The organism is Marinobacter sp. 1-3A (genome assembly GCF_016597775.1).
GTDB classification, from domain to species: domain Bacteria; phylum Pseudomonadota; class Gammaproteobacteria; order Pseudomonadales; family Oleiphilaceae; genus Marinobacter; species Marinobacter xiaoshiensis.
This window is the reverse complement of record NZ_VCGZ01000001.1, coordinates 333883-358254: the sequence shown is the minus strand read 5'-3', so window position 1 is coordinate 358254 and position 24372 is coordinate 333883. Positions and strand designations below refer to the sequence as shown.

General features: G+C 53.8%; 22 protein-coding genes. 19 read left to right on the top strand and 3 right to left on the bottom strand.

What is annotated here, in order from left to right; all coding sequences use genetic code 11:
• Nucleotides 1-6: 6 nt before the first annotated feature.
• Nucleotides 7-1254 carry a hypothetical protein gene (locus tag FE848_RS01655; protein ID WP_200200992.1) on the bottom strand — a complete coding sequence of 416 codons (1248 nt, stop codon included), beginning with the start codon at nucleotides 1252-1254 and terminating at the stop codon, nucleotides 7-9.
• Nucleotides 1255-1468: 214 nt separating this feature from the next.
• On the opposite strand from FE848_RS01655, the gene FE848_RS18845 reads away from it, so the two are divergent.
• From FE848_RS18845 to FE848_RS01580, 15 genes are all read left to right on the top strand, one after another.
• A complete protein-coding gene (locus FE848_RS18845) occupies nucleotides 1469-4135 on the top strand; it encodes a hypothetical protein (protein ID WP_200200991.1) in 2667 nt (888 codons plus the stop codon).
• A gap of 21 nt (nucleotides 4136-4156) precedes the next feature.
• Complete coding sequence (locus FE848_RS01645) at nucleotides 4157-4906, top strand: SH3 domain-containing protein (protein WP_200200990.1); 750 nt, start codon at nucleotides 4157-4159, stop codon at nucleotides 4904-4906.
• Nucleotides 4876-5526, top strand: coding sequence for an outer membrane beta-barrel domain-containing protein (locus tag FE848_RS01640; RefSeq protein WP_200200989.1), 651 nt, complete (start codon nucleotides 4876-4878; stop codon nucleotides 5524-5526). The genes FE848_RS01645 and FE848_RS01640 overlap by 31 nt, the downstream gene beginning before the upstream one ends.
• A 17-nt stretch (nucleotides 5527-5543) precedes the next feature.
• Nucleotides 5544-6041 (top strand): TlpA disulfide reductase family protein, encoded by a 498-nt coding sequence (locus FE848_RS01635; RefSeq protein WP_200200988.1) that lies wholly within the window; start codon nucleotides 5544-5546, stop codon nucleotides 6039-6041.
• Nucleotides 6042-6061: 20 nt separating this feature from the next.
• Complete coding sequence (locus FE848_RS01630) at nucleotides 6062-6298, top strand: DUF4266 domain-containing protein (protein WP_200200987.1); 237 nt, start codon at nucleotides 6062-6064, stop codon at nucleotides 6296-6298.
• Nucleotides 6299-6308: 10 nt separating this feature from the next.
• Nucleotides 6309-7436: a DUF3570 domain-containing protein gene (locus FE848_RS01625; RefSeq protein ID WP_200201300.1), complete on the top strand. Its 1128-nt coding sequence runs from the start codon at nucleotides 6309-6311 to the stop codon at nucleotides 7434-7436.
• A 19-nt stretch (nucleotides 7437-7455) separates the two neighbouring features.
• The gene (locus FE848_RS01620; RefSeq protein ID WP_200200986.1) at nucleotides 7456-8001 is read left to right on the top strand and encodes an AraC family transcriptional regulator; all 546 of its coding nucleotides are present in this window, start codon (nucleotides 7456-7458) and stop codon (nucleotides 7999-8001) included.
• Entirely contained in the window at nucleotides 7998-9962 is a 1965-nt protein-coding gene (locus tag FE848_RS01615) for a tetratricopeptide repeat protein (RefSeq protein WP_227715074.1), read from the top strand. Before FE848_RS01620 ends, FE848_RS01615 begins: the two co-directional genes overlap by 4 nt.
• Nucleotides 9955-12873 carry a tetratricopeptide repeat protein gene (locus FE848_RS01610; RefSeq protein ID WP_200200985.1) on the top strand — a complete coding sequence of 973 codons (2919 nt, stop codon included), beginning with the start codon at nucleotides 9955-9957 and terminating at the stop codon, nucleotides 12871-12873. The genes FE848_RS01615 and FE848_RS01610 overlap by 8 nt, the downstream gene beginning before the upstream one ends.
• Nucleotides 12860-13444 (top strand): tetratricopeptide repeat protein, encoded by a 585-nt coding sequence (locus tag FE848_RS01605; protein ID WP_227715073.1) that lies wholly within the window; start codon nucleotides 12860-12862, stop codon nucleotides 13442-13444. Before FE848_RS01610 ends, FE848_RS01605 begins: the two co-directional genes overlap by 14 nt.
• Nucleotides 13445-13459: 15 nt before the next feature.
• The gene (locus FE848_RS01600; protein ID WP_200200984.1) at nucleotides 13460-13774 is read left to right on the top strand and encodes a hypothetical protein; all 315 of its coding nucleotides are present in this window, start codon (nucleotides 13460-13462) and stop codon (nucleotides 13772-13774) included.
• 162 nt (nucleotides 13775-13936) lie between these two features.
• On the top strand, nucleotides 13937-14632 hold the full coding sequence (locus tag FE848_RS01595; protein ID WP_200200983.1) for a MotA/TolQ/ExbB proton channel family protein: 696 nt from the start codon (nucleotides 13937-13939) through the stop codon (nucleotides 14630-14632).
• Nucleotides 14633-14656: 24 nt separating this feature from the next.
• The gene (locus FE848_RS01590) at nucleotides 14657-15178 is read left to right on the top strand and encodes an ExbD/TolR family protein (RefSeq protein WP_200200982.1); all 522 of its coding nucleotides are present in this window, start codon (nucleotides 14657-14659) and stop codon (nucleotides 15176-15178) included.
• The gene (locus tag FE848_RS01585; RefSeq protein ID WP_200200981.1) at nucleotides 15175-15681 is read left to right on the top strand and encodes an ExbD/TolR family protein; all 507 of its coding nucleotides are present in this window, start codon (nucleotides 15175-15177) and stop codon (nucleotides 15679-15681) included. The genes FE848_RS01590 and FE848_RS01585 overlap by 4 nt, the downstream gene beginning before the upstream one ends.
• The gene (locus FE848_RS01580) at nucleotides 15678-16688 is read left to right on the top strand and encodes an AgmX/PglI C-terminal domain-containing protein (RefSeq protein WP_227715072.1); all 1011 of its coding nucleotides are present in this window, start codon (nucleotides 15678-15680) and stop codon (nucleotides 16686-16688) included. Before FE848_RS01585 ends, FE848_RS01580 begins: the two co-directional genes overlap by 4 nt.
• A gap of 65 nt (nucleotides 16689-16753) precedes the next feature.
• On the opposite strand, the gene FE848_RS01575 is transcribed toward FE848_RS01580, so the two are convergent.
• Nucleotides 16754-18553, bottom strand: a complete 1800-nt coding sequence (locus tag FE848_RS01575) for a PHA/PHB synthase family protein (protein WP_200200980.1) — start codon at nucleotides 18551-18553, stop codon at nucleotides 16754-16756.
• A gap of 9 nt (nucleotides 18554-18562) precedes the next feature.
• A complete protein-coding gene (locus FE848_RS01570; RefSeq protein ID WP_200200979.1) occupies nucleotides 18563-18883 on the bottom strand; it encodes a phasin family protein in 321 nt (106 codons plus the stop codon).
• Nucleotides 18884-19112: 229 nt separating this feature from the next.
• Here FE848_RS01570 and FE848_RS01565 point away from each other — a divergent pair, with 229 nt between their 5' ends.
• The 4 genes from FE848_RS01565 to FE848_RS01550 all read left to right on the top strand — a co-directional run bounded on the left by FE848_RS01565 (nucleotide 19113) and on the right by FE848_RS01550 (nucleotide 24336).
• Nucleotides 19113-20576, top strand: coding sequence for an SLC13 family permease (locus tag FE848_RS01565; RefSeq protein WP_200200978.1), 1464 nt, complete (start codon nucleotides 19113-19115; stop codon nucleotides 20574-20576).
• A 223-nt stretch (nucleotides 20577-20799) separates the two neighbouring features.
• Nucleotides 20800-21600: a C39 family peptidase gene (locus tag FE848_RS01560; protein WP_200200977.1), complete on the top strand. Its 801-nt coding sequence runs from the start codon at nucleotides 20800-20802 to the stop codon at nucleotides 21598-21600.
• Between the two features lie 60 nt (nucleotides 21601-21660).
• Nucleotides 21661-22671: a transporter gene (locus FE848_RS01555; RefSeq protein ID WP_200200976.1), complete on the top strand. Its 1011-nt coding sequence runs from the start codon at nucleotides 21661-21663 to the stop codon at nucleotides 22669-22671.
• A gap of 39 nt (nucleotides 22672-22710) precedes the next feature.
• The gene (locus FE848_RS01550; RefSeq protein ID WP_200200975.1) at nucleotides 22711-24336 is read left to right on the top strand and encodes an OmpP1/FadL family transporter; all 1626 of its coding nucleotides are present in this window, start codon (nucleotides 22711-22713) and stop codon (nucleotides 24334-24336) included.
• The last annotated feature ends 36 nt before the right edge of the window (nucleotides 24337-24372 follow it).

The following is a 24372-nucleotide window of genomic DNA, read 5'->3' as shown; positions in this document are numbered from 1 at the left end:
CAGGCGTTACTCCCCCGCACAGTAAACAGCAGATTCGGCAAACACCTGCTTCAGATTGAAGTTATGGGACCTGAAGTTATCTACCATATTATCGACCTGCACGTGGTCTGCGCTGGAAGAAGGCGGTCTCAAACACACATTCGTGAACACTTTCTTTACCTGGCATTCCGCGAAAGCCTTTGACGAAGCCCACTCCATACCCAGGCTTTTTGCACCGCTGCCAGAGCCGGAAGGGGCGCCATTCACAGGGCTCCAACTCCATTCAAGCCGGCGGTTAGCACCCTGGCGCCAATAGTTATCCCATTTGTCGTCCGGCGTAACGTAGCCTGGCGCAAAGGTGGTGGAGTTGATGAGGTACTTGCCCTGCACCCGTGACTGAGTTTCGGGGTCGTTAACGGTGTTGTAAACGAGCCTTCCAAGCGTTCCATCAGGATCACCGTCCGGGTTGTATTCATAATCGTAGTAGGCAAAGGCCTGGGTCATGGGGTCCATCCCCGTATGGCAGCCCACGCAGTTGTTCAGGAACACACGGCTATCGCCACCCGGGCTTCGTGAAACGTCCTGGCGAATTCTGTCCGGCGGAAGGTTTACGTCGGCCACCTGTTCCAGATCCCGGCACATGTGGTTGATCAGGGTAAATCGGAACATGGCGCGATTAGTGCCAGCGCTGAAGAAGGCCTTGGCCGCTGCGCGGGAGGTTATTACGCCGGCGGTGGCGTCGGTGGGCAGACCCGTGACGGATGACTGGCTCAGGCCCCGGAAGTTTTGTTTGTCGGAAAGATCGTGGCCAAGTTTTTCAATTTTCTCGTAATGATCATTGTTCGAGTTGGAGTAGGTCGGTACATCGTTCCAGATACCGACGTATAAAATATCGTCATACAACACTCTGCGGAAATCCGCATCATCACGAACCAGGCCAATCACAGTAGCGGTGTAATCGTTCAAGGGAACAAAAGGCGTCATCGCCTCATTGGTCCAGGGAGCGGCGAAATTTTTCAGCGTTACATTATAAAAAGCCGGATCTTCCATTGCGATAAAGGCAGCATCGAGCGCTCTGCTGGCCTCAATCTCCCGCGTCATGTCATCAAGCACAGAGGCAGACGGAGGTACGCCCGCAATCCTGTCATGAATGCGCTTGGCCTGTTCCCGCGGTCCAGCGCTGGCTGTGCAAGTAAATGTGGCGGTAAGCAAAATCAGCAGTGACATACTGCATGCCTTGAATGCGCTGGCGTGCATTCGCTCTTTGGCTTTCATGTCGCTGTCCTCGGTGGTCTTGGCTGGGGCACAATAGGCCAATTTGACAATTGTTAATAGTTTATACTTGCAATTAGCATCGGATTTGTGGGGCGCTCCACGTAATTACATTTACTTACGTAAAGCTCCTAGAGATACATGGATGCCCAGACTTAATTTATGTCACGAATTCACTGTTTCAGTGCGTTGACACTGTTTTCAAGGGACTAGGCGCGTGCCTCACAAATCCAACAAAACCATCCGCTTGCTGGTCTTTTCAGGCCTGTTGGCAGCACTTTCTGGCTGTTTGCCAAGTGCGGGCAGCCAACAAGCTGACCCTGTTGTGGTCGAGAACCCGGTACTTTTTGTTAAGCGGCCACTGTTGTTTGATATCAATAGCGGAGCACTGATTGGGGACAATCTTGCCGATCCGTCGGGGTTTCGCCCAGGCGCCCGCTTGTTTGTGAAAGCCAGTGCATCCATTGACGCCCCCGCTGTTGATGTGTCTTCCCGGGCTTTTTCCGGTTCACAGTATCGCGATGATGCGGGCCGTTTGTTGTATGACGTAAAAGACCTGCATGTTTCCCACGATGGCAACCGTGCCCTGTTTGCCATGCGTGCACCGGAAATTGAAGGTGCCGATGAAGAAGATCAGCCCACCTGGAATATTTGGGAATACGATCGTGTAGCGGATGTGCTCCGCAGAATCATAACCTCTGACGTAACCGCCAAGGCCGGTCAAGACGTTGCTCCAGCCTACTTGCCAGACGGTCGCATAGTGTTCTCATCCACTCGCCAGCGGGCTTCCAAAGCCATTTTGCTGGACGAGGGAAAAGGGCAGTTTTCTGGCCTGGATGAAAACCGGAATGCACCTGCATTCGTTCTCCACACAATGGATGACGAAGGCGACAACATTCAGCAAATTACCTTTAACCAGAGTCACGACCTTGACCCGCTGGTCACCGATGAAGGGTTTATCGTATTCAGCCGCTGGGATAACGCCGGCCAGACCAGTAATAATGGCGTCAATCTCTATCGGGTGAACCCGGACGGTACAGGGCTCAGCTACCTTTACGGCCGGCATTCCCACGACTCTGTTCCCGGAGCGCGCAATGTTCAGTACCTGAAAGCCCGGAAAACCGATTCAAACTCTGTACTGGTGCAATTGCGCCCGTTTGAGAGCAATGATTACGCTTCTGCACCGGCTGAGGTAGATATCAATAACTACGTGGAAGCTGGTTTACGCATTGACGGCGTGGCCGATGATGGCGGCCAGCGCCCACTGATTCCGGGCATCAGGCTGGATGGCGAGCTGTCTCTGAATGGTCGCTATGGTTCTGTTTCACCTCTTATGGATGGAACCGGCAGGTATCTGGTTAGTTGGACACCCTGTCGGCTCAGCGAAACGGCATCCGGTCGGATTGTGAACTGTACTGAAGAGCGTCTGGAATCTGATGCCTATGTGCCAGCACCGCCTGTGTACGGGCTCTGGTTACTGGATGTGGCAAATGGCACTCAGCGGCCGATTGTGGAGCCCTCAGAAGGTGAGCAGTTTGATGAAGCCATGCTGATGCGGGAGCGCTCTCTGGAAGATTTTATTCCTGACGACCAGCCCATGGGAGATGCCGCAACCCTGGCAGATGAAGGTTACGGCATTCTGCATATTCGCAGTGTTTACGACATGGATGGCGTAGATAGAGCGCCAAACGGTATTGCAGCAACGGCCGATCCCTTGCGTACAAGCGCAGAACAGCGCCCGGCGCGATTCCTGAGGCTTGAGAAGCCGGTTTCCATGCCCGATGACAACGTGAAAGATTTTGATAACAGTGCCTTTGGCCGCAGCCGTGGGCAGCTAATGCGCGAAATTCTGGGGTATGTGCCCATAGAGCCCGATGGTTCGGTAAAGGTTGCTGTACCGGCCAACGTCGCCTTTGCGATCAGCGTGCTCGATGCCCAAGGCCGCAGAACCAGCGACCGCCACCAGAATTGGTTGTCGGTACGCCCTGGTGAGACTCTGGAATGCCAAGGTTGCCACGAATCTGGTTCACCTGTATCCCACGGCCGACGGGATGCTGGCCCAGAGCCAGTGTGGAGCGGAGCGAATACCACTGGGCAGCCTTTCCCGAATACAGATCCGGTTTTTTATCCGGATATGGGGGACACCATGGCTGAGGTTTATGCCCGGGTTAAGGACATTCGCCTGCCTCTACCAGATCCGATTTATTGGGCGGATGAGTGGGTAGATTTCGATGGTAGTGTTGAGGATCGGTCACTGGCTTATGAAAACCTTCAAACACCGCCGCCAGTTTCAGGTGCATGTGCAAATGCAGGTGCAGATGCCTGGACCGCAAACTGCCGTGCAGTGATCAACTACGAAACCAATATTCATCCGTTGTGGGGCCTGGACCGAAAAGTGGTCGATGGTGGTGGCGCGGTACTAGAGGATCACACCTGCACCAGGTGCCACAACATTGTAGTTCCTGTTGATCCGGATGATGTCTTTCTGGCTGCCGATCTGGATCTAACCGACGGCCCTTCTGATGCCAACCCATCGCACTTCAAGTCATACCGGGAATTGCTGTTTCCAGACAACAAGCAGGAATTAAACCCGGAGGGTGTTCTTGTTGATGAAATGGTCGATTCGGGGGAAGTCCTCAGGGATGAAGAGGGAGAACCTATCCTGGATGAAAGTGGCCACGTGCAACCAATATTTGTTCCGGTACCTGTGCCTGCCAGCATGTCGGTCAATGGTGCAAGGGCCAGTATCCGGTTCAGTGAAGTGTTCAGAGGGGGAGCATCCCACGATGGCCGCCTCTCGCCAGCCGAATTGCGCTTGATTGCAGAGTGGTTAGATCTGGGCGCCCAGTACTACAACAACCCGTTTGACGCTCCAGACAATTAATCAGGACCTGACGCCACAACCATGCCCATTGTCATTCTGTTACTGATGCTCTGTTTACCCGGGATGACCTGGGCGGGCTGGCTGTGGGGAGACGATGAGCCGGAACAACGGGTGCAGGTCGTTGAGCCGTTTGTGGTCTGGCGTACTGGTCCTGCAGTGGGCTACCCGGTGTTTCATAGCAGCGAGAAAGGCGAATGGTTAACCCTGCTGCACCGCAAAACCGGCTGGATGAAAGTACGGGACAAGAAAGGCCGGGAAGGCTGGGTGGCTGTTGCCGCCATTGCACAAACTCAAGACGCAACCGGTGAAAACGTCAATCTCAGCGTGCCGGATATCAGGGCATTCAGCGATCGCAAGTTTGAAGCCGGAATTCTGATGGGTGAGTTTGAAGGTAGCCCCGTAACCGCAGGCTACGGAGGCTACTGGTTTACGCCTAACCTCGCCGCAGAATTGTGGGGCTCACAGGTACTGGGCAGCGCCTCGGAAATACTTATGGTGAACGCCAATATAGTCCACCAGCCGTTTCCCCACTGGAGAGTGTCACCGTATTTCACCCTTGGTGTAGGTCATATATGGGTAGATCCCAAAGCAACACTGGCTGTGCCAGAGGAGCGTGATAACACGGTAGGCCATGCTGGACTGGGACTGCGGGCTTATATCACCGAGCGTTACTTTATCCGGGCCGAGTTCAAGGACTACAAAGTCTTTACCAGCCGATCAACCAACGAAGAAGCGACAGAATGGAAAATCGGACTAAGCATCTTTTTCTGACCGGGTTTTGCCTGGCACAGGTCATGGCGTTTGCACCTCAGGTATTCGCGCAGGAGCGTGATGATCGGCCTTTGATCGAGCCTGATGTAAAACCTGTGCCAGCTAATGAGGCGCTGATCGATACTGAGAACTTCGAGATCGGCGCCTTTCTGGGCGTGATCAATATTGAAGATTTTGAGTCGTCGTTTATTTATGGCGGCAAGCTCACCTATCACCTGAGTGAAACCTTCTTTTTTGAGGCAGGAATAGGTTTTGCGGAAGGTGGCCAAACCAGTTTTGAAAATCTGGCGGGTAATGTGCAGGTGTTAACCGACAGCGAGCGAGAGTATCGCTATTACAACATCAATCTGGGCTATAACCTTCTGCCAGGTCAGGCTTTTCTTAGTGAGAACTATGCGTTCAATACCAATTTTTATCTGATTGCCGGCGCGGGCGCTACGGAATTCGGCGGTGATACCCGCTTTACCGTCAACGCCGGTGCAGGCTATCAGGTTTTACTCACAGACAGCCTTGCCATAGACCTGGGTGTGCGCCAGCACTTTTACCGCATCGATGTGGTCGGTGCCGAGAAAACCTCCATGAACACTGAAATCCGTACCGGATTGTCAGTATTTTTCTGAACACAGGAGCCATTTGAATGAACAACCCGGTTACAGCCATAGCTCTGGCCCTTGCTTTGTCCGGCGCTGCAATGAGTGTGCAGGCAGATGCCATCAATGTTCCGGCTCCGGATTTTACTTTGGAGAGCCGAAACGGAGACAACATTCGCCTGGAAGATCATCGTGGTGAAGTGGTCATGCTCAACTTCTGGGCCTCCTGGTGCGGCCCCTGCCGTCAGGAAATGCCTCTGATGGATGACATTTACAGCCGCTATCAGGATTTGGGCTTCACCATCCTTGCGGTGAATGTGGATGAGAACCGCGATGAGGCTTTGCGTTTTCTGGAAAAAGTGCCGGTGGATTACCCCATTTTGTACGATCCGGAAAGCTCGGTGAGCAAGCTTTACGAGGTGCCGGCCATGCCCACAACCGTGATGATCGATCGCGATGGCAATGCCCGCTACATTCATTACGGCTACAAGCCGGGCTACGAAGTTGAGTACGAAGCCCAGATAAGAGAACTGGTGCGAGAGTGATTCCCGAGCGGGTAAGCGTTATGCGCAAACTGACCATTATCGCGCCTTTGTTATTGGCGCTGCTGTTTTCAGCAACGGCTGGGTGCAGCTCTGTCGAGCCCTGGGTTAAACCTTATGAGAGGGATCGCTTGGCGGACCCGATCATGAGCCTGAGTCGTCATGGCAAAGCAGATTCCTACATCAACCACGTGTATCAGGCGAGGGAGTCTGCCCGCGGGGCGGAAGGTGGCGCAGGAGGTGGCTGTGGTTGTAACTGAACGCGCTCCTATGGCCTGGCTGCTTCTCGTGTTTATGGTGGTGTCTTCGGTTGCCCATTCAGCAACCTTGCCAGTGGATAACGTGGATCTGTTCTATCACCGGTACGACGGCGGCGGCATGGTGATTGATGGCCCTGTAGTGCTTGCGCGTAAAAGTGTTGGGCCACAGGTGTCTGTATCCGGGCAATATTACGTGGATATGGTATCGGCGGCCTCGGTCGATGTTTTGGCCACTGCCAGCGCTTATAAAGAAGAGCGTACCGAATACACGCTGGGCGTTGATTACCTGTATGACCGGGCGATTATGAGTCTGGGGTTTACCAACAGTTCAGAAAACGATTACGAAGCCAGTACCCTGTATTTCACTGTGAGCCAGGAGTTCTTTGGTGGAATGTCCACTGTCACCCTTGGGTATGCGGCCGGCTGGGATGAGGTTGGCAAGCTTGGTAATGACAACTTCAGTGAAGATGCAGATCGCCGAAACTACCAGTTAGGGTTTAGCCAGGTGCTAACCCGTAACTTGCTGGTTGGGCTTGATCTGGAAGTGGTCACAGACGAAGGCTTCCTGCAGAACCCCTACCGCCAGAACCGCTATCTTGACCCCAATGATGCCACCGCCTATCTGTACCAGCCTGAGCGTTATCCCGAAACCCGCACCAGTACTGCGGTGGCCGCTCGAGCCATGTACCACCTGCCGTATCGAGCCTCTATCCGGGGTGAATATCGATACTTCTCAGACACCTGGGGTATTAACGCACACACAGTGCAACTGGGTTACGTGCACGCACTGAATCAACATTGGTCGCTGGAGGGTTCGGTGCGCTACTACACCCAGGGCGAGGCGGATTTCTACAGCGACCTATACGCCTATGAAAACTCACAGACCCATCTGGCGAGAGACAAAGAAATGAGTTCTCTCTCGGGTACAACCCTGGGAGCGGGCGCAGTCTATGAATGGAAGCAGACATCCTTACCCGGCATCAAGCGGCTCCAGGTCAGCCTGCTGCTGGATTGGCTGAATTTCGATTATGACAACTTCCGGGATGTCACCGCTCCGGGCAATTATCTGCCGGGCCAGGAGCCGCTTTATTCATTCGATGCGCTGGTGACCCGCGCATCGCTGATTCTCGAATACTGAGTTTGCAGGAAACCTGACTATGACGGATTCACTGAAGACCTTGGCTACCGGCCTGCTGGCTGCATTCATGTTGCTCATGAGTGGGAGCCTGCTTGCGCAAACGGACCCGGCAGAAGACAGCAAAGCGGTCGCAGAACGGGTTCAGGATCTCAAAAAGAAAGTGATTCGCCTGAATCGGGATCTTTTCATTCTGGAAGAAGACTTGCTGTTCCCGGCCAGCACACAGTTTGCGGTGTTTCTCAGCGTTGATACGGGCAAGTTTCTACAACTGGATGCCGTAAAGCTGAAGGTGAACGGCGATATTGTCGCCTCCCACCTGTACACCGAGCGCCAGGTTACGGCTCTTGAGCGCGGTGGCATGCAGCGTTTGTACATCGGTAACCTCAAGACCGGAACCCACGAAGTGACGGCTTTCGTAGAAGGCATTGGCCCGAACAATCGCGCCTACAAACAGGCCGCTACCCTGGCATTTGAAAAGGGCACGGATACAGCCGCCCTGGAGATTCGCATTGAGGATCGGTCGTTGGATTACCAACCCATGGTTTCCATAGTGGAGTGGGAGTGAAACGACCCTTGGTATTCAGCTCAAAGCCGAATAAAGCCGGATCAGGCACACGCCTGGGTGCGGTAGCCGCCGGCTGCCTGGCACTATTACTCAGTGTGCCCGCTGTATTTGCTGAAGAGTCGCCAGAGCGGGCCAGAGATCTTGCCTATGGCTGGGCGTTATATAACTACCACCAAGGCGAGGCGTTAGAGGCGCTCACTCTGCTGGATGTAGCTCGGGAGCGCGGTGGAATCAGAGGGCACGGCGATTATCCGGAGCTGGTCGAAGGCGGGCTAATGCTCTCTTACGGCATGACTCGCGAAGCCCGTGAGCTCTTTATCCGATTGCTTGAAGATGAACACGGCCGCTCCCGCGTCACCCTTGCACCTGAAGTGCGCAGCCAGGCCTGGTTTTATCTGGGCAAGGTTTTTTACCTTGAAGGTGATTACCAACTGGCCTACGAAAATCTTCAGCGGGTTGATTCTAGCGTGCTGGAGGAAGCCGACTCAGAGTTATACGCAGAATGGGGTTACCTCAGAGCGCAACTGGCCATGATGTCTGAGGGGTTCCGCGGTGATCCGGACGAACAGACCGGGGGGCAGCATTCTGGCCCTTGGGCACACTACCTGAACTATAACCTGGCCATGGCCGAGATTGCCGACGATGATTTCACGGCAGCAGAACAAAGCCTGCGAGAACTCATTGAGGCTATGCAGCGCAAGGCACCCAAAGACGAACTGATTTCCGAGCACCAGGCCTTGCTTGATAAAAGCCGGCTCTCCCTTGCCCGTCTATATCTCAGAGATGCCAGGTTTGATGAGGCGTTAGTGCTGCTCGGAGCCATGCCTTTGGATGGTGTGTTTGCTGACCGAGCTCTATTTGATTATGCCGTCGCGGCTGCTGGTCAGGGCGAGATGCAAAGGGCATTGGACGCGCTGGATGCACTCTCCCAAAGAGAATTGTTTTTACCCTGGAGAGAGCAGGTTCCCTACGCTCGTGGCTATGTGCTCGAACAGATGAACCAGCCACGTGAGGCCTTACAAGCATTTACCCAGGCCGCGGAACACTACGAAAACCGAGGTGAAGAGCTGATTGCAGCCCGGCAAGCACTGACCGAAGAAAGCCTCATGGCACGTTTGAATTTTCTTCGGGACAGCGATGAAATTATTACCGACTCCTACGGCCGCCTTAGGGTAACGCCTGCTGATTTCGGGCTTTCGGAAGTGCTCGCAACGGAACCATTCCAGCAGGCTCTGGGGGAACTCAATGAGCTTTACCGGATGCAAGCATTGCTGGCGCAGCGGGAACAACAGCTCGGCACCTTTGAAACCATGCTGGAAACCCGCCGGGTGCAACGAGCGCGCCGAAGCCAGGAAGCAGGTATTGAACTAGAGCAGCAACAGCCGGATGAGTGGATAGAAGCCCAGAATGCGTTTCGGGCAAACATTGAGGCCGCCCTTGCCGAAGAAGATGCTGAATTCTTCATGACAACGGAACAGAAAGCCTTGAAAGCCCGATTGGGCAAGGTCGCGGCTACGCTTGCTCAGCTCCCGGACGACCAGCGCACAGCCCGGCAGCGAAAAAAGTACCAGAGAATGAAGGCCTACTTCGACTGGAGTGTCGCTAACGATTACGGTGTAAACCGCTGGGCCGCGCAGAAGCAGCTTCGTGAGCTGAGTTCGGAAATGGAGCAGCTTCAAACCCAGCGATCAGATATAGAGCAGTTGATGGCAGGCGACAGCGAACATGAGGAGCTGGCGAGTCGGCTTGCCAATAACGCCGCCGAGGTCCAGTCGCTTAAAGTACAAGTAGATGAAGCCTTGGCTCAGGCGCGGAATATTCTCATTAGCCGGTTGGATAATGCGCTGGAACAACAGAGCAATGAACTGCGGCGTTACCGGGTGGCATCTCGCCATGCACAGGCGCGGCTGGCGGACCAGTTGTTCAGGGCAGGCAAGAGCACGGAGGCCGCAAATGATTAAACGGCCCCGCAACACGAACGGTGATAGGCTGGACACTTTCGCGGGTGTGACCCGTGCGCTGGTGCCAGTGCTGCTTGCCCTGTTGGTTAGTGGTTGCCAATCGCTGGGGTGGGGGCAGGGTGGTGGAGTAATGCCCGCAGCCCGGCCAGGTACTCTTGCGTCTTTGAGCCCTGTTAGCCGGGAACGTGAAGCCGATCTCCCAGAGATTGAAGCTGGTGCTGAGGCCGTTTCTCTCGAATCTGTGATGCACAGCTACCGTGAGTTACTGCCATTGGTGGATGACCCCATCAAACAGGTCACCATTCGGCACCGCCTGGCAGATCTCGAGTTCGCCCGGGCCGAGCGCTTGATGACAGATACCGCAGAGGATGACCTTTCCGGCGCTATCGATGCATATACCGGTTTGCTGGCAGAGTACCCGGAGCGTGCGGGCAATGACCAGATTTACTACCAGTTAGCCCGAGCCTGGGAAATGCGGGGCATGACGGATGAACAGTTAGCAGCCCTGGATACCCTGGTAACACAGTATCCGGGCTCAGCTTACTGGGTAGAAGCCCAATTCCGGCGGGCAGATATTCTGTTTATCAATGGCCGCTACCCGGAAGCGGAACAGGCATTTCATGAGGTTACTCTTGCGGCCAAGGAGCGCAACGCCGATCCGTCCTTCTTGATGAACGCTCAATACATGAAGGGGTGGAGCCAATTCAAGCAGGGGGACTACCAACAGGCGCTATTCAGTTACATTGAAGTGCTGGATCTGATCATGCCGGTTGAACAGGCCGCAGAGGCGCCAGAGCAGCGCTATCAAACACTTACGGAAGACTTGTTCCGGGTTATGGGGCTTTCACTGTCCTATCTGGATGGCGCTCAAACCCTTCAAGCGCTTTTCAGGGAAACCGGAAGCCGGCCCTATGAAATTCTGGTTTACGATCGCTACAGCACTTTATTGATTGGCCGTGAGCGCTACAGCGACGCTGTTGCTGTGTTTGATGCCTATATCGAAGACCACCCGGATAGCCCCTGGGCGCCCAGCTATCACATGCGAGCCATTGATACCCTGATACTTGCCGGTTTCGACAAGGCTATTCCGGTTCGAAAAGCCGCATTCATAGAAAATTATGGCATCTATAGCCGTTACTGGCCGGAGACGAATCTAGAAACCCTGGCCTACATTGAAGTTCAGCTTGAAATTCTCCTGCCCGAATTGGCTGATCGCCATTATCTTTTAGCCGGGGAGGCGCGAAGGGACCAGCAAAGCCTGAATGCGGATCAACACTACCGCCAGGCAGCAGCCTATTATTCCGAATTTGCGGCGACCTTCCCGAATCATCCTCGCACACCTGAGCGCCTGTTCCTGCTGGCAGAAACCTATGTGGAGCTTCAACAGTGGCCAGATGCCATCGAAGCCTTTGAGCGTGTTGCCTACGATTTTCCAGCGGCTGGAACAGTACCGGAGAGGGCAGCCGAAGCAGGTTATGCCTCAGTGCTGGCATTCCGTGAGTACGCAGGCACCTGGATGAATGAAACCACTGAAGATCTCTTCGCGCTGCAGGAAATGCAGCAACTGAACCGACTAAGGTTTGCGAACGCATACCCCGAAGACCCGCGTGCGCCAGATGTCTACTACATTGCACTGCAGCGGGAATATGACCAGCAGAATCTTGAAGAAGTGATTCCTATGGCCAGCCGCCTGGTTACCTGGCAGCCAGCGGCAGACCCCGCCCTGGTCACCGAAGCCTTGTTGCTTGCGGGCCACAGTCTGTTTGAGCTTGCACGCTATGGCGAGGCCGAACAGTCCTACCGCGACGCCCTTTCCATGATGCCCCCCGAAGACCAACGGCGGCCGGGCGTACAGGAAAACATGGCGGCCTCGGTATTCCGCCAGGCAGAGCAGTTTGCGCAAGCAGGCGATACAGATACCGCCGTTAGCGAGTACCTGCGGGTAGGTTTTGTCGCGCCTGCCTCCGCACTGAACGCCAATGCCCAATACGATGCGGCATCGCTGCTGGTAAGCTCCGCACGATGGGGCGAGGCGATTAGTGTGTTGACAGGTTTCCGGGCAGATTTCCCCGAGCATGAGCTAGCCGATACGGTGCCCGCAAAACTGGCGTTCGCCTATCGGGAAACAGAACAGTGGGAGAAAGCCGGCGATGAGCTTAATCTCATGGTGGCCAAGGCGACCACGCCAGAGGAGCGCCGGCAAAACCTGCAGATTGCGGCAGAATTATATGATCGGGCAGGCAACGATACCAAGGCAATTGATACTTGGCGCCAGTACGCAAACCGCCATCCTGAACCGGCTGACGTCTATATGGAAGCAGCCAACCGCTTGAGCGAGCTATACGCAGCCCAGGGCGACATCGAGCGACGTAATTACTGGCTGAACCGGCAGATGGATAAAGTGGATGACAACTCCGGGGCTGCCGATGACCGCATGCGCTATCTGGCGGCGTCTGCCTCCGCAATCCTGGCGCGGGATGCACTGGCCCGCTACGACAGTATCCGCCTGACCTTGCCCCTGAATAAAAGCATGGTGGCCAAAACCAATGCCCTTGAGACAGCCGTGCGCGCTTATCAGAAAACCGCCAGCTACGGGATTTCATCGTTTGCCACGGAGGCGGGCTATCAGATCGCCCATATATACAGTCGTCTGGGCGCAGACTTGATGGATTCGGAACGCCCGCAAGGGCTCAGCCAGCTGGAACTTTCTCAATACGAATTATTGCTGGAAGAGCAGGCCTACCCATTCGAAGACAATGCCATTGATATCCATGAACAAAATATCCGCAGAGCCCGTGAAGGCATCTTTGATGAGTGGGTGAAACGCAGCTATGAATCCTTACGTCGCCTGCTCCCGGGCCGCTACAACAAACCCGAAGTCACCGCCGGAGTTGTCCATGATCTGGGTTAAAAAGCTGAACCCGGCGCTTATGTTGCTTCTGCTGCTCACGGGCTGTGCGGTAGGGCCGGAGCGCACAACGGCACTGGATGATGCCGCCGTTACAGCGGAATCGGAGGCACGCCTTCAGGAGGCTTTTTCGGAAGCGGTTGTGTTAATGGAAAACGGCGACCTTGAAGAGGCCAGATCCCGCTTTGAGAAATTGACAGCGGAGCATCCGGAACGAAGTGGCCCCATTGCCAACCTGGGGCTGTTGGCGATGCAGTCCGGTGATATGGAGCTTGCCCGCGTGCGGTTTGAGCAGGTTCTCGCTCTGAACCCCAAGCACCCGGTGGCGCTCAACCACCTTGGCGTTATCGCCCGTAACGCTGGTGATTTCTCCTTGGCTGAAAAGCGTTACCGCGAGGCTCTGGCTGCCAACCCCGAGTATTTGCCCGCACTCCTTAATCTGGCGTTTTTACTGGACATATACCTGGGCCAGCCAGCCCAGGCGTTGCCGCTGTACGAACAGTACAAAGAGCGTGCAGAAGAGCCGGATCCGAGAGTGAAAGACTGGATATTCGATGCAAAAAACAGAATCTGACGCGAGGCGAAACGCATGAAAACTATTTTCAGAATCCTTCTGCTGGCAGCCTCGCCATTGCTTTGCATACTGCCTGCTCAGGCCCAGGACTCAGGGATAGTAACCATTGAGGGCACCCGAATTCGTGGTGATCAGGAGGTGCCGACAGTGATGTACCTGGTGCCCTGGCAGCCCCCGGAAGTGGACGAACTCAGAGCGCCCGATGAGCAACTGTTGGTGGAGCAGGCCTTTACCCCTATGGATCGATACGAATTTCAACGGCTTGTCCGTTACCATGATGCCTTCAAGGCTGAGCAGCATGCCTTGGAAAATGCAGTGACAACACCTTGAAGGCACAGTAAAAGCCGCCTGGCAGTGAGATGTGCGTCACAGTATTTCTGTGTTCGAGTGCAAACTACAACAAACCGCAACACAGACCCCCGAAAACTTAACCCCTTTGAAGTAGCCTAGCGCTTAGACTGTTCCCAAACTGAACCATGGAGTGCCTAAAAAATGATCGATACCGCCGTTCGCTTTTTTCAGGAAGGTGGCTTTTTTATGTTTCCGATCGCCATTGTGCTGATCATCGGACTCATAGTAGCCATTGAGCGATACGTATACCTGTCTGCGCAAAAGATCACTAATCGCAGGGATTTCAATCGTCTGCACCAGATGATTGCGAAAAAAGATTTCAAGGGCGCGCTTAATTACGCTCAGGAGTCCGGTACGGGCATGTCCACCATGATCGGTTACGGCCTTCAGCGGCTGGCACGTCGACAGGGCCGTGAAGACATCGAGTACGCTATGGAAGAAGGGTTGCTGGATGTAATGCCGCGCCTTGAAAAGCGCACCCAGTACCTTGCAACGCTTGCCAATATCGCAACACTGCTTGGTCTGTTGGGAACCATCATCGGCCTGATCGCAGCCTTTACTGCTGTTGCCGCTGCAGACCCCGCGCAAAAAGCCAGCCTGCTTTCACAGAGTATTTCTGTGGCCATGAACACCACCGCATTTGGTCTTATGTCAGCTATTCCCATGCTGTTGGTTCATTCCGTTCTGCAGACCAAGACCAACGAAATTGTAGACAGCTTTGAAATGGCCGGTATCAAAGTACTTAACCTGCTCAGCGATGGTTCAGGATCTCGCCCTGGTGTTCAGTCCCAGGCGCAATCCGTGTCATCTTCTGCTCCGGCAGCAGCGTCGGCCTGATAATCAGCTAAAGGATCTCGGGCTATGAGACGGAAACATCGTCGATTACAGAGCGAACCGGATCTCGATATCACGCCATTCATGAACCTCATGATTGTGCTGGTGCCGGTGCTGCTTTTGAACATGGTGTTTGCACACACCAGCGTGCTTGAACTCAACTTTCCCACTGGCGAAAGTCTTGCGTCAGAGCAGGTTGAAGAGCTGCAAATACAGGTGGTTATCCACGCGGATAGCCTGGTTGTTGCAGACAATCAGGGCGGCGTTATCAAGAGTATCGACCAGAAAGGAGGCGAGCACGATTTCGCTGTTCTTAAAGATGTCATGAAAGAGCTTAAAAGCCGTATTCCCGAGAAAAAGGACGTGATTATCATGCCTTCCCGGGAAACGTCGTATCAGGTGTTGGTCAGTGTTATGGATACGGTGCGGTCCTACGATGCGGTTGTTGCAGGCAACCTGGTAGAGGCGGAGCTGTTTCCGGAGATTTCTTTGGGCGATGCCCCTGTAGAGAGCACTGAAGACGCAGAAAGGGCAGGGGGGCAGTCATGAAAGAATCAGCAAAAGCCCGCCGCCAGAAGCGCCATCACAGGCGTAACAATAACCAGAGCAAGATGAATCTGGTATCGTTGATGGACATCTTCACGATTCTGGTGTTCTTCCTGATGGTTAACTCTTCGTCTGATGTGCAGGTACTAAACCAGAGCAGCACCATCAAACTGCCGGATTCCTCTGCCTCGCAACCACCGGGAGATGTGCTCGCGCTCACCGTAACCGACCAGGATATCCTGGTAAACGGGCGTTTGGTCATCAAGCGGGAGGCATTGCAGGCACTTGAAGGGCAGATTGAGCCGGGTTTGAAGCAGGAGCTGGACTATCAGGCCAGCCGATCAGGCCAGCCAGCCCCGGAAGCCGGGCGAGCGATTACTATTCTGGCTGATCGGGAACTGCCTTACGATTTGCTCAAAAAGATCATGTCTACCTGTGTGGATGCGGGATACGCCAGCATATCTCTGGCGGTTAACCAGCAGACAAAAGAGGGAGCCGGAGCATGACCCAGCGTTCGACTCAGAGCATGTCAGAAGATCGGTACGGATTGCCGTGGAGTGGTGAGCGCGGGGAGCGCAGGCGACTGCTTTCCATTGCGCTGGTTGTAGCGCCCCTGTTTGTGATCTTTGCCGGTTATGTGAGCTGGATCGAGTTGCCAGAAAAGGATCGGCAGGAGCGTGAAGCTCTGCCACCCCAACTGGCGAAGCTGGTTATTGAGAAAAAAGAACCACCCAAGCCGGTTGTGCCCGAGCCAAAGCCGGAGCCCGAACCAAAAGCTGAAATAGAGCCGGAAGAAAAGCCGGTTGAAGTGGCTAAGCCGGAACCCAAGCCTGAGCCAAAGCCCCAGCTGCTGCCGCCCAAGCCTGAGGTAAAGGAAACTCCAAAGCCTGAAGCCGTCGCCAAGGCCCGCGAAAAAGCAAAGAACACAGGCATTCTGGCCATGGGCAACGAGCTTGCAAAGCTCAACACACTGGCCAGTTCCATCAAGCTTGATGCACCGGTGACCCGGACAGCTGAACCCATTGCGCGGAAAACAGAGGACACCCTGGCCGCGAGAGCCACGGCCAATGCACGCAGTGCTGGTGTGAGCGATGCCGTGCTTGAGCGGGAAAGTCGTCAGGTTGCATTGGTGGAGCGTGAGAGGGCAGAAGTGGCAGACGCGACCCGCGTCGCTGAAGCCAAAGAAGTTGTGCGGCGTGAAAAGCAGGAAACTGCTTCCCGGACACGCAGCAAAGAAGAGCTCAGGCGCACCATGGATGCAAATAAATCCGCCATCTATAGCATCTACAATCGTGAACTTCGCCGTAAGCCTTCGTTGCAGGGCAGTATTACGCCCGAGTTAGTGATTGAGTCCAGTGGCGCTGTGTCTCGCTGTTCAGTGGTTGAATCGACACTGGGTGAGCCAGGTTTGGAGAACAAAATCTGTAATCGCCTGTTGCTGGTAGATTTTGGATCCAGGCCGGGGGTAGACAGAACAACGATTCGCTATCCGATTCAGCTGCTGTCCAGCTGAGGGCTTTTCGTTAAGCCCCCTGCTCTGGAGCAGCAGCTTTTTTCAATATGCGCCTGATGTCCCCGTTACCCAGCGGCTTCTGCCGCTTTCACCCGGACATAACTTCCCGGTGCATCTTCAAGTATGGCGAGCTTGCCATCTCCCGGCACTCGAGCGGCAACCGGCTCGCCAGCATACTGTTGTAGCCATTCCAGCCAATGTGGCCACCAGGATCCCGGGTGTTGTTTGGCATTTTCAAGCCACTCATCGGGACTCTTGCTCATCGTATCGTTGGTCCAGTAGCCATACTTTTCTTTGTATGGCGGGTTGATGACCCCGGCAATGTGGCCTGAACCAGACAATACGAACCGAACATCACCACCATGAACCAGCGCACCTTTATAGGTCGTTTTCCACTTGGCGATGTGATCCTGTCGTGCTGAAAGAAAGAACGACGGCACATCGATTTCGCCCAGGTTGATCGTTTCCCCCGCGAAGGTAAGCGCATCGGGCTCTACAAGCCGATTGTTGAGGTACATTTCCCGCAGATAGAAACTGTGCATTTTCGCGGGCAGGTTGGTGCCATCTGTATTCCAGTACAGCAGGTCAAAGGCAGCAGGTTTTTTTCCTTTGAGATAATTGTTTGTCCAGAACGACCAGAATAGCTCGTTTTCCCGTAGCAGATTGAAAGTAAATGCCATGGCGCGGCCGTCGAGATAACCTTTGCGTTCCAGCATGCGCTCAATACCACGGATCGAATGCTCGTTAATGAACACGCCAATGCCACCCGGGTCAGAGAAATCCAACAGGCTGGTCAGGTAGGTCGCACTGACTACAGGATCCCTCCCTTTTTTCTTTAGCCAGGCAAGGGTTGATGCCAGAAGCGTTCCACCGATGCAGTAACCTATGAGGTTCATCTTCTCTTCGCCGGTGGCTGCAGTTACGGCATCCATGGCGGCCAGCGGGCCTTCAAGCATATAGTCGTCCCAGCCTTTGTCTCTCATCTCCGGCCCCGGGTTGCGCCATGAGATAACGAAAACTGTCTGACCCTGGTTAACCAGCCACTGTATAAACGAGTTTCTGGCCGTCAGGTCCAGAATGTAAAACTTGTTAATCCATGGCGGTACAATGAGCAGAGGCCGCTTGCTAGCGCTTTCTGTAGTCGCGTTGTATTGAATAAGCTGAATCAGGTCGTTCTGAAATACGACTTTGCCGGGTGTTGTCGCCAGATTGCCGCCCACCTCGAACGCTGAACGATCCGTCATGCCGACATTGAACAGGGACGGGTTTTGGCGAAAATCCTCAACAAGCTGCTTTGCGCCGTCGACCAGGTTCATTCCCTTTCGCTCCCAGGTTATTTTCAGAACCTCCGGGTTTGTTGCCACAAAATTTGAAGGAGAAAGAGCACTGGTGAGCTGGCGGGCATAGAACAGCATCTGATCTCGGGCTGCAGGAGGCAAGCCTTCCATACTTTCTACCCAGCTCAGAAAAGCCCGGGAGTTAATCAGATAGGATTGGTGCAGGACATCAAATGGCAGGTGTTTGTGCCATTCCTCTGCGTTGAAACGCCGGTCGTCCGGATCTGCCTGAGCAACCTGCTCTTTTTCACGCCCGGTCAGCCGGGCCAGTGTGTAGCCTCCGAGGGCTGCATGTTTGCGAGCAAGATCCAGTTCCGCGCCCACAAAACGCAGCGGGTGCAGAAGCAGGTCTTCTGCCATGGCCCTGTAGGCATCTGACATCTCTGCCAGAGTGGAGAGTTTGGCAGCATCCATAACACCAGAATCCCCAAGCAGCTTTTCAAGTTGCTGCTGGCCTTCGCGAACCTTTGTCTCAAAGGTGTTGACAAGCCTAGAGGTTGTTTTTCCAAGCAGATCCAGACCCAGCATGACGCTCTCCTACTTTTGGGTTTCAGGCGTTTCTTCCGGCTCGCCAGATATGGCCTTCTGCATCGCTTCGCGAGCTTCCGTCAGGTAGCTCTGCCAATCCTTCAGGTCTTGGGTTGCCTGTTCGCTGATGGACTTCAGGGTTTCCGCCTGGTCACTTGTTACCGTTTTAAGGTCTTCTATACTGCGAACTTCCGATACCTTTTTCGCCTGTTCCATGGTTACATCGGCGTACCTGCGGAACGCGTTCATCTGCATTTCTGCAGCTTTGCTGAACTGTTCAAAAAGGGCCTGGTTAAGGCGCGTGGCTTTATCAAACATGTCGTTATTCATATACAGCTCCTTTGCATTTGTATTGGGTTCACTCCTATTGTGCTCTGACCAGCATGTCACAATCATGACGGACATCAATTCAGCGTTAGGCTTATAATTCAGAATGGCATTTAAATAATGAACCGCAAGCCTGAATGTCCGGATTGCCTGCCGGACAGTCGCTGTGCGGAATTTCATACCCTTATAAAAACCAATTTTGAGACGGAGTGGCGTCACATGGGGTGTTTGTATGCTTGACCAACAATCGACAACAGAGAACTTGCAGGGCTACCCCATAAGCCAGCTGGTTGGTCTGCTAGTCGGTGCCGGATTTCTCCTGATGACAGTGGCTTTGCCGCCGCCAGAGTCCATGACAGTGGAAGCCTGGTCGGCATTAGGGCTCATGTTGCTTATGGCAACCTGGTGGTCAACGGAAGCTATCCCGATACCGGCCACTGCTCTGCTGCCGATTGTATTGGTGCCAGGATTGGGGTTGGGGAGTATTTCGCAGGCGACATCGCCTTACGCACATCCGATCATTTTTCTGTTCCTTGGTGGCTTTACCCTGGGCCTTGCAATGCAGCGCTGGGAGCTCCATCGCCGCATTGCGCTGATGACGCTGAGAGCGGTTGGCAACGAGCCGAAGCGGCAGGTCGCAGGTTTCATGTTGGCAACAGCGTTCCTGAGTATGTGGGTCAGCAATACAGCAACGGCCATAATGATGCTCCCCATCGGTCTGTCAGTCATTAGCATGATGGGCAACGGTCAGCCGGAGAATGTTCAGCGCTATGCTACGGCGCTACTGCTCGCTATTGCCTATTCCGCCAGTGTCGGTGGTATTGCCACACTTATAGGAACGCCGCCTAATGCGCTGCTGGCGGCCTATTTGAGCGAGACTCAGGGAGTGTCAGTCGGGTTTGCTCAATGGATGCTCCTTGGTGTCCCGGTTGCGACGGTTATGTTAGCTCTGATCTGGTGGTGGCTCACGCGGCACGATTTTGGCCTGGTCGCGCAAGAAGGAGCGGGTGAGGCCATACGTGATGAGCTTGCGGCACTCGGCAAGATGAGCCGTGGTGAAAAGCTGGTGGCTGTAGTGTTTGTTCTCACAGCAAGTGCATGGATATTCAGGCCGCTTCTTTCGGCTAGCATCATGCCCTGGTTGACCGATACGGGCATTGCCATATCAGCCGCCATTGCCATGTTCATTATTCCGGTTTCTGTGCGGCAGCAGACGTTTGTACTCGATTGGGATGCAGCCAAAGGGATACCATGGGGCGTTCTTCTGCTGTTTGGTGGCGGCCTTGCCATGGCTGGCGTTATCAGTAGTTCCGGTCTGGCCAGCTGGATTGCTGAATCTATGGGGGTCGCAAGTGCCTTGCCCTTGATTGTTATGATCACGCTGGTCGTCGCAGTAATCATTTTTCTTACGGAAGTAACAAGCAACACGGCAACGACTGCTGCCTTCCTGCCACTTTTGGGGGCACTGGCGCTTTCCCAGGAGATATCGCCGTTGTTGCTGACCATTCCAGCAGCGATTGCCGCCAGTTGCGCCTTCATGATGCCTGTGGCCACACCGCCCAATGCAATTGTGTTCTCAAGTGGGGACATGAAAATAGGGGATATGATCCGTGCCGGGTTTGCACTGAACATCATCGGAATTGTGGTTGTTACCCTGCTGTGTTACCTGCTTATGGATTTTGTTTTCACCATCTGACCAACGTGCGGGTGCAGCTTGTCTTGCGCCCGCACTCCTGCATACCTGGCCCCGTAACGGGAGCAGCTTCTCTGTTTTGCCAATAGCCTTGCGATAGCGCGCCGTTGCAGCGCCAGATTTGAGGCACAGTTATCTTTAAACTCTCCGCTATTTCGGTATCTTGCCGTAACAATATGTAATCCAATAAATATCATGGATAACAAAAACAGGGATTTCGTCTGACATGCTGCTTGTGCTCGCTGGATCCATTCTTACATTCGCCATAGTGCAGGAAGCAACTGTGGTTGAGCCCTATGAAAAGGGTGCGGTTGTTATCGAGCAAAAGGTCGATTCCAGCCCGGTGGAGCTGCTCACGGAGTTTCGGGTTGAGCCGCTGGTCGAGCAGAAATTCCGCAATATTGTGCGTCAGGCATACGACTACAGTTGTGGCAGTGCCGCCTTGACCACCATTTTAAACTTCTATCTTGGGCGCAATCTTTCGGAGCGCCAAGTGATGGAGGGGCTGCTGCACTATGGCGAAAGTGATCGCATCGTTGCACGCCGGGCCTTCTCCATGCTTGACATGAAGCGTTTGGTGACAGCCCTGGGTTATCCATCTGGTGGTTTCCGTGCCACGATCGACGATCTGATTGACCTCGACCACCCGGCTATCGTTCCTATCCATCATGCGGGTTTCAAGCATTTTGTTGTGCTCAGAACCATTCGTGATGGCCGTGTGTATATGGCTGATCCAGCAGTAGGCAACCTGTCATTCACGCTCGCACAATTCGAAGAGAAATGGGACGACAATGTGCTTTTTATCGTTTTCCCGGGTAGTGACAAACCACTGGATAACCTTGAGCTCAAAGAAGAAGATCTGCGTTTTGTAGATGATCAAACCATGACATTGCTGGCACTTGAGCGCATGCCTGAGTTTTATGAGGCTACAGCCAGACGTATTCAGAACATGCTTGAACGGCAGAAAAACAATCCGGACGGCAGTGTAGAAAACACAAGAAAACAGTTGCACTACCGTCGCAATTAACATTTGTCGGGCACGGTGCCCGGCTCAGGACTACTACCAATAAAAATTAAGGGAGTCAGGATGAATCGTTGGTTTGTGCGAGGTCTTATCCTTGTTTCCGCGGCGGGTTTGCTTCCGGGCACAGCCCTGGCGCAGGACGACAATGTAGGCCAGGCGAGGGATGCGCTCGCAAAGCAGGAGGGCGATGAGGATTCGTCGCGGCAGCTTGAAGAAGTGTTTCAGGCCGCTGAGAAAAACTACTCCTTGCAGAAAAAAGGCAGTCATTCCCTTAACTATTCGTTTGACTATTCCTATACGGCTGATCAGCGTCTGGATCTTGCGATTACAAACGGATCGGTACGTAACCTCGATGTGGTCCCTTCGGCAACCCACAACTTCACCAACTCGTTTTCCTATGATTACGGGCTGTTGGACAACTTCACGGTGGGCACACGGATTCCTCTGGTCGTAAAATACGACACCCAGGATGAACTGAACACCTACGATTTTGGTGATATTTCCTTTACTGGTCGCTGGCAGCCTTTTGCCTATGTACCGGGCAAGATGTCGACCACCCTGTTTGGTACCTTCAGTACTAAAACGGGCGTTAGTCCTTATGAAATCGATATAAACGAACAGCTTTCAACCGGCAGCGGCTATTACTCTATTGGTGGTGGCGCAAGCTTGTCGAAAGTGCTTGATCCGGTTGTTGTGTTCGGGTCCGTCAGTGTTACCTACAACCTGCCTGAAGATGATCTGCAGCAGGTTCGTGGTGCGCGACTGCTTCAGGAAGTTGAGCCAGGCTTCAGTCTTTCCGGTTCCGCCGGATTTGCTTATTCGCTTTCTTATGACATTTCTCTAAGCATCTCTGCTCAGATGAGCTATAGCGATGAGACCATCCTTACTTTCTCCAATGGTGACCAGGCAATGGCGCAGGACCAGATGAGCGGTTTCCTGAGTATGTCGCTGGGAACCCGTGTCAGCGATACCACAATAGTGAACACCAGCGTTGGTATTGGTCTGACTGAGGATGCCCCGGATTTCTCCCTGGGCGTGTCCCTACCCATTAACTTCTCCGGCCTCAAAGAGTGATTGGTGCCGCTGACGATTTAAAGGGAAGGGAAGGATTTCATGGGACATAACAGCTACAAGCGCCAACTTCTCGCGGCCATGGTAGCCACGACAATCTCGTGTGGTGCTCAGGCGCAGTTGGCACAGAACCTGACGATTCACCCGAAAGCACTGGCTCTGGGTAATGCCGTTACAGCTGATCCCCCGGGAATCATGGCTGTTCACTTTAACCCGGCCGGCCTGACCAAGCTGGAAGGTCGCCAATTTGAAATCAACCTGCTGGGTGTTTACCTGGATGTTGACGCTGATTTTACGGCCCCGGAAGGGTATGAAATATTTGGCATTGATGGCACAGAAATAGACCCGAATACCGGCCAACAACGGGACCCTGTTGCAAACACCCACAGCCACACGAACAACGTCTCATTGTATATTCCCGGCTTTGGAATACTACGCACTCCTCCCGGGCCCGCAGTAGCCCCTTCTGCGGGATTCAGTATCACGCCTCCCGGATCGAAACTGACCTTTGCCAATGCGTTTTATCTACCTATGGCAGCAGGTTTCTACCGTGACAAAGATGATCCTGGCCGCTATCAGCCTCAGGCGGCTGCCTTGCAGCGCACGACTTATCTTGCGCCAAGCGTAGGTTATAAAATTAATGAAGAATGGTCCGTGGGCGCTGGCATTCACTTGTCCCATATGGGTATTGCTGCTGATCAGTACATGCGGGCCCCTAACATGTTGTTGGGTGTTGCAGAAATTCTTCAGGATGCGTTCAACTGCGAAAGTGGCGATGAGCCACTACAGCCCTGGCTCGCTCTTTGTGGTGGTAACGTCGGCCCTTGGGACGACATAGGTGCCATGTCCCTTAATGTTCAGGATTCACTTTCCCCTACCTACACACTTGGGGTTATGTGGGAGCCGGTAGATTGGTTTTCCTGGGGGGCAAGCTATACCTCCGAAGCTGAAATGAACATGAAGGGCACCTTCGAGATCCAGTACACCGATGACTGGTCCGGATTCTGGCAGAGTGTCAACGGGTCGGTTCTCGGCGCCATTACCTCAGCGATTCTCAGTCTGCCATCTGGTGCGCCGCGAGAGGCGGGCAACGTAAGTATGGATCTGGTCTATCCACAGCACTTTCAAACCGGTATTAGTGTGGATGTACACCCGAAGCTCACTTTGAACGCCGACATAGGCTGGACTGACTATGCACAGTGGGATGCATTCCTGTTCCGTTTCGATCGGAATCTGGAATTCCTTAACGCTGCGCGGATTTTGTCTCCGGACAATGCCACACCGAACACCCTCAAATTGCCATTGGGCTTTACCAGCCAGTGGAACTGGGCTTTCGGCGCGGAATTTCATGCGTCCTCACGGCTTGATTTGAGGGCGGGTGTTGAGATTAGGGATTCGGTAATTCCGGATGACCAGCGTTCGGTTATGGCGCCTTTTGGCGGCGCTAACCTGTACAGTGTTGGAATGGGTTACAAATGGGACAAAAATACAGAAATTGATATGAATCTCAGTTATCTGCACTCCATCGAAACGATTCCGGCAAACACCAGTTGCAACATTAACTGCGATAACATTACCAACATTATCTACAACCCGTATGCAGGGCTGGACGTAAAAACATCTCTCCGTGTTGTTATGGCGGGTATCAGTTTCCGGAAAAAATTCTGACAGCACGCTGTATCGAGCTTAAAAGGGCGTATCAGT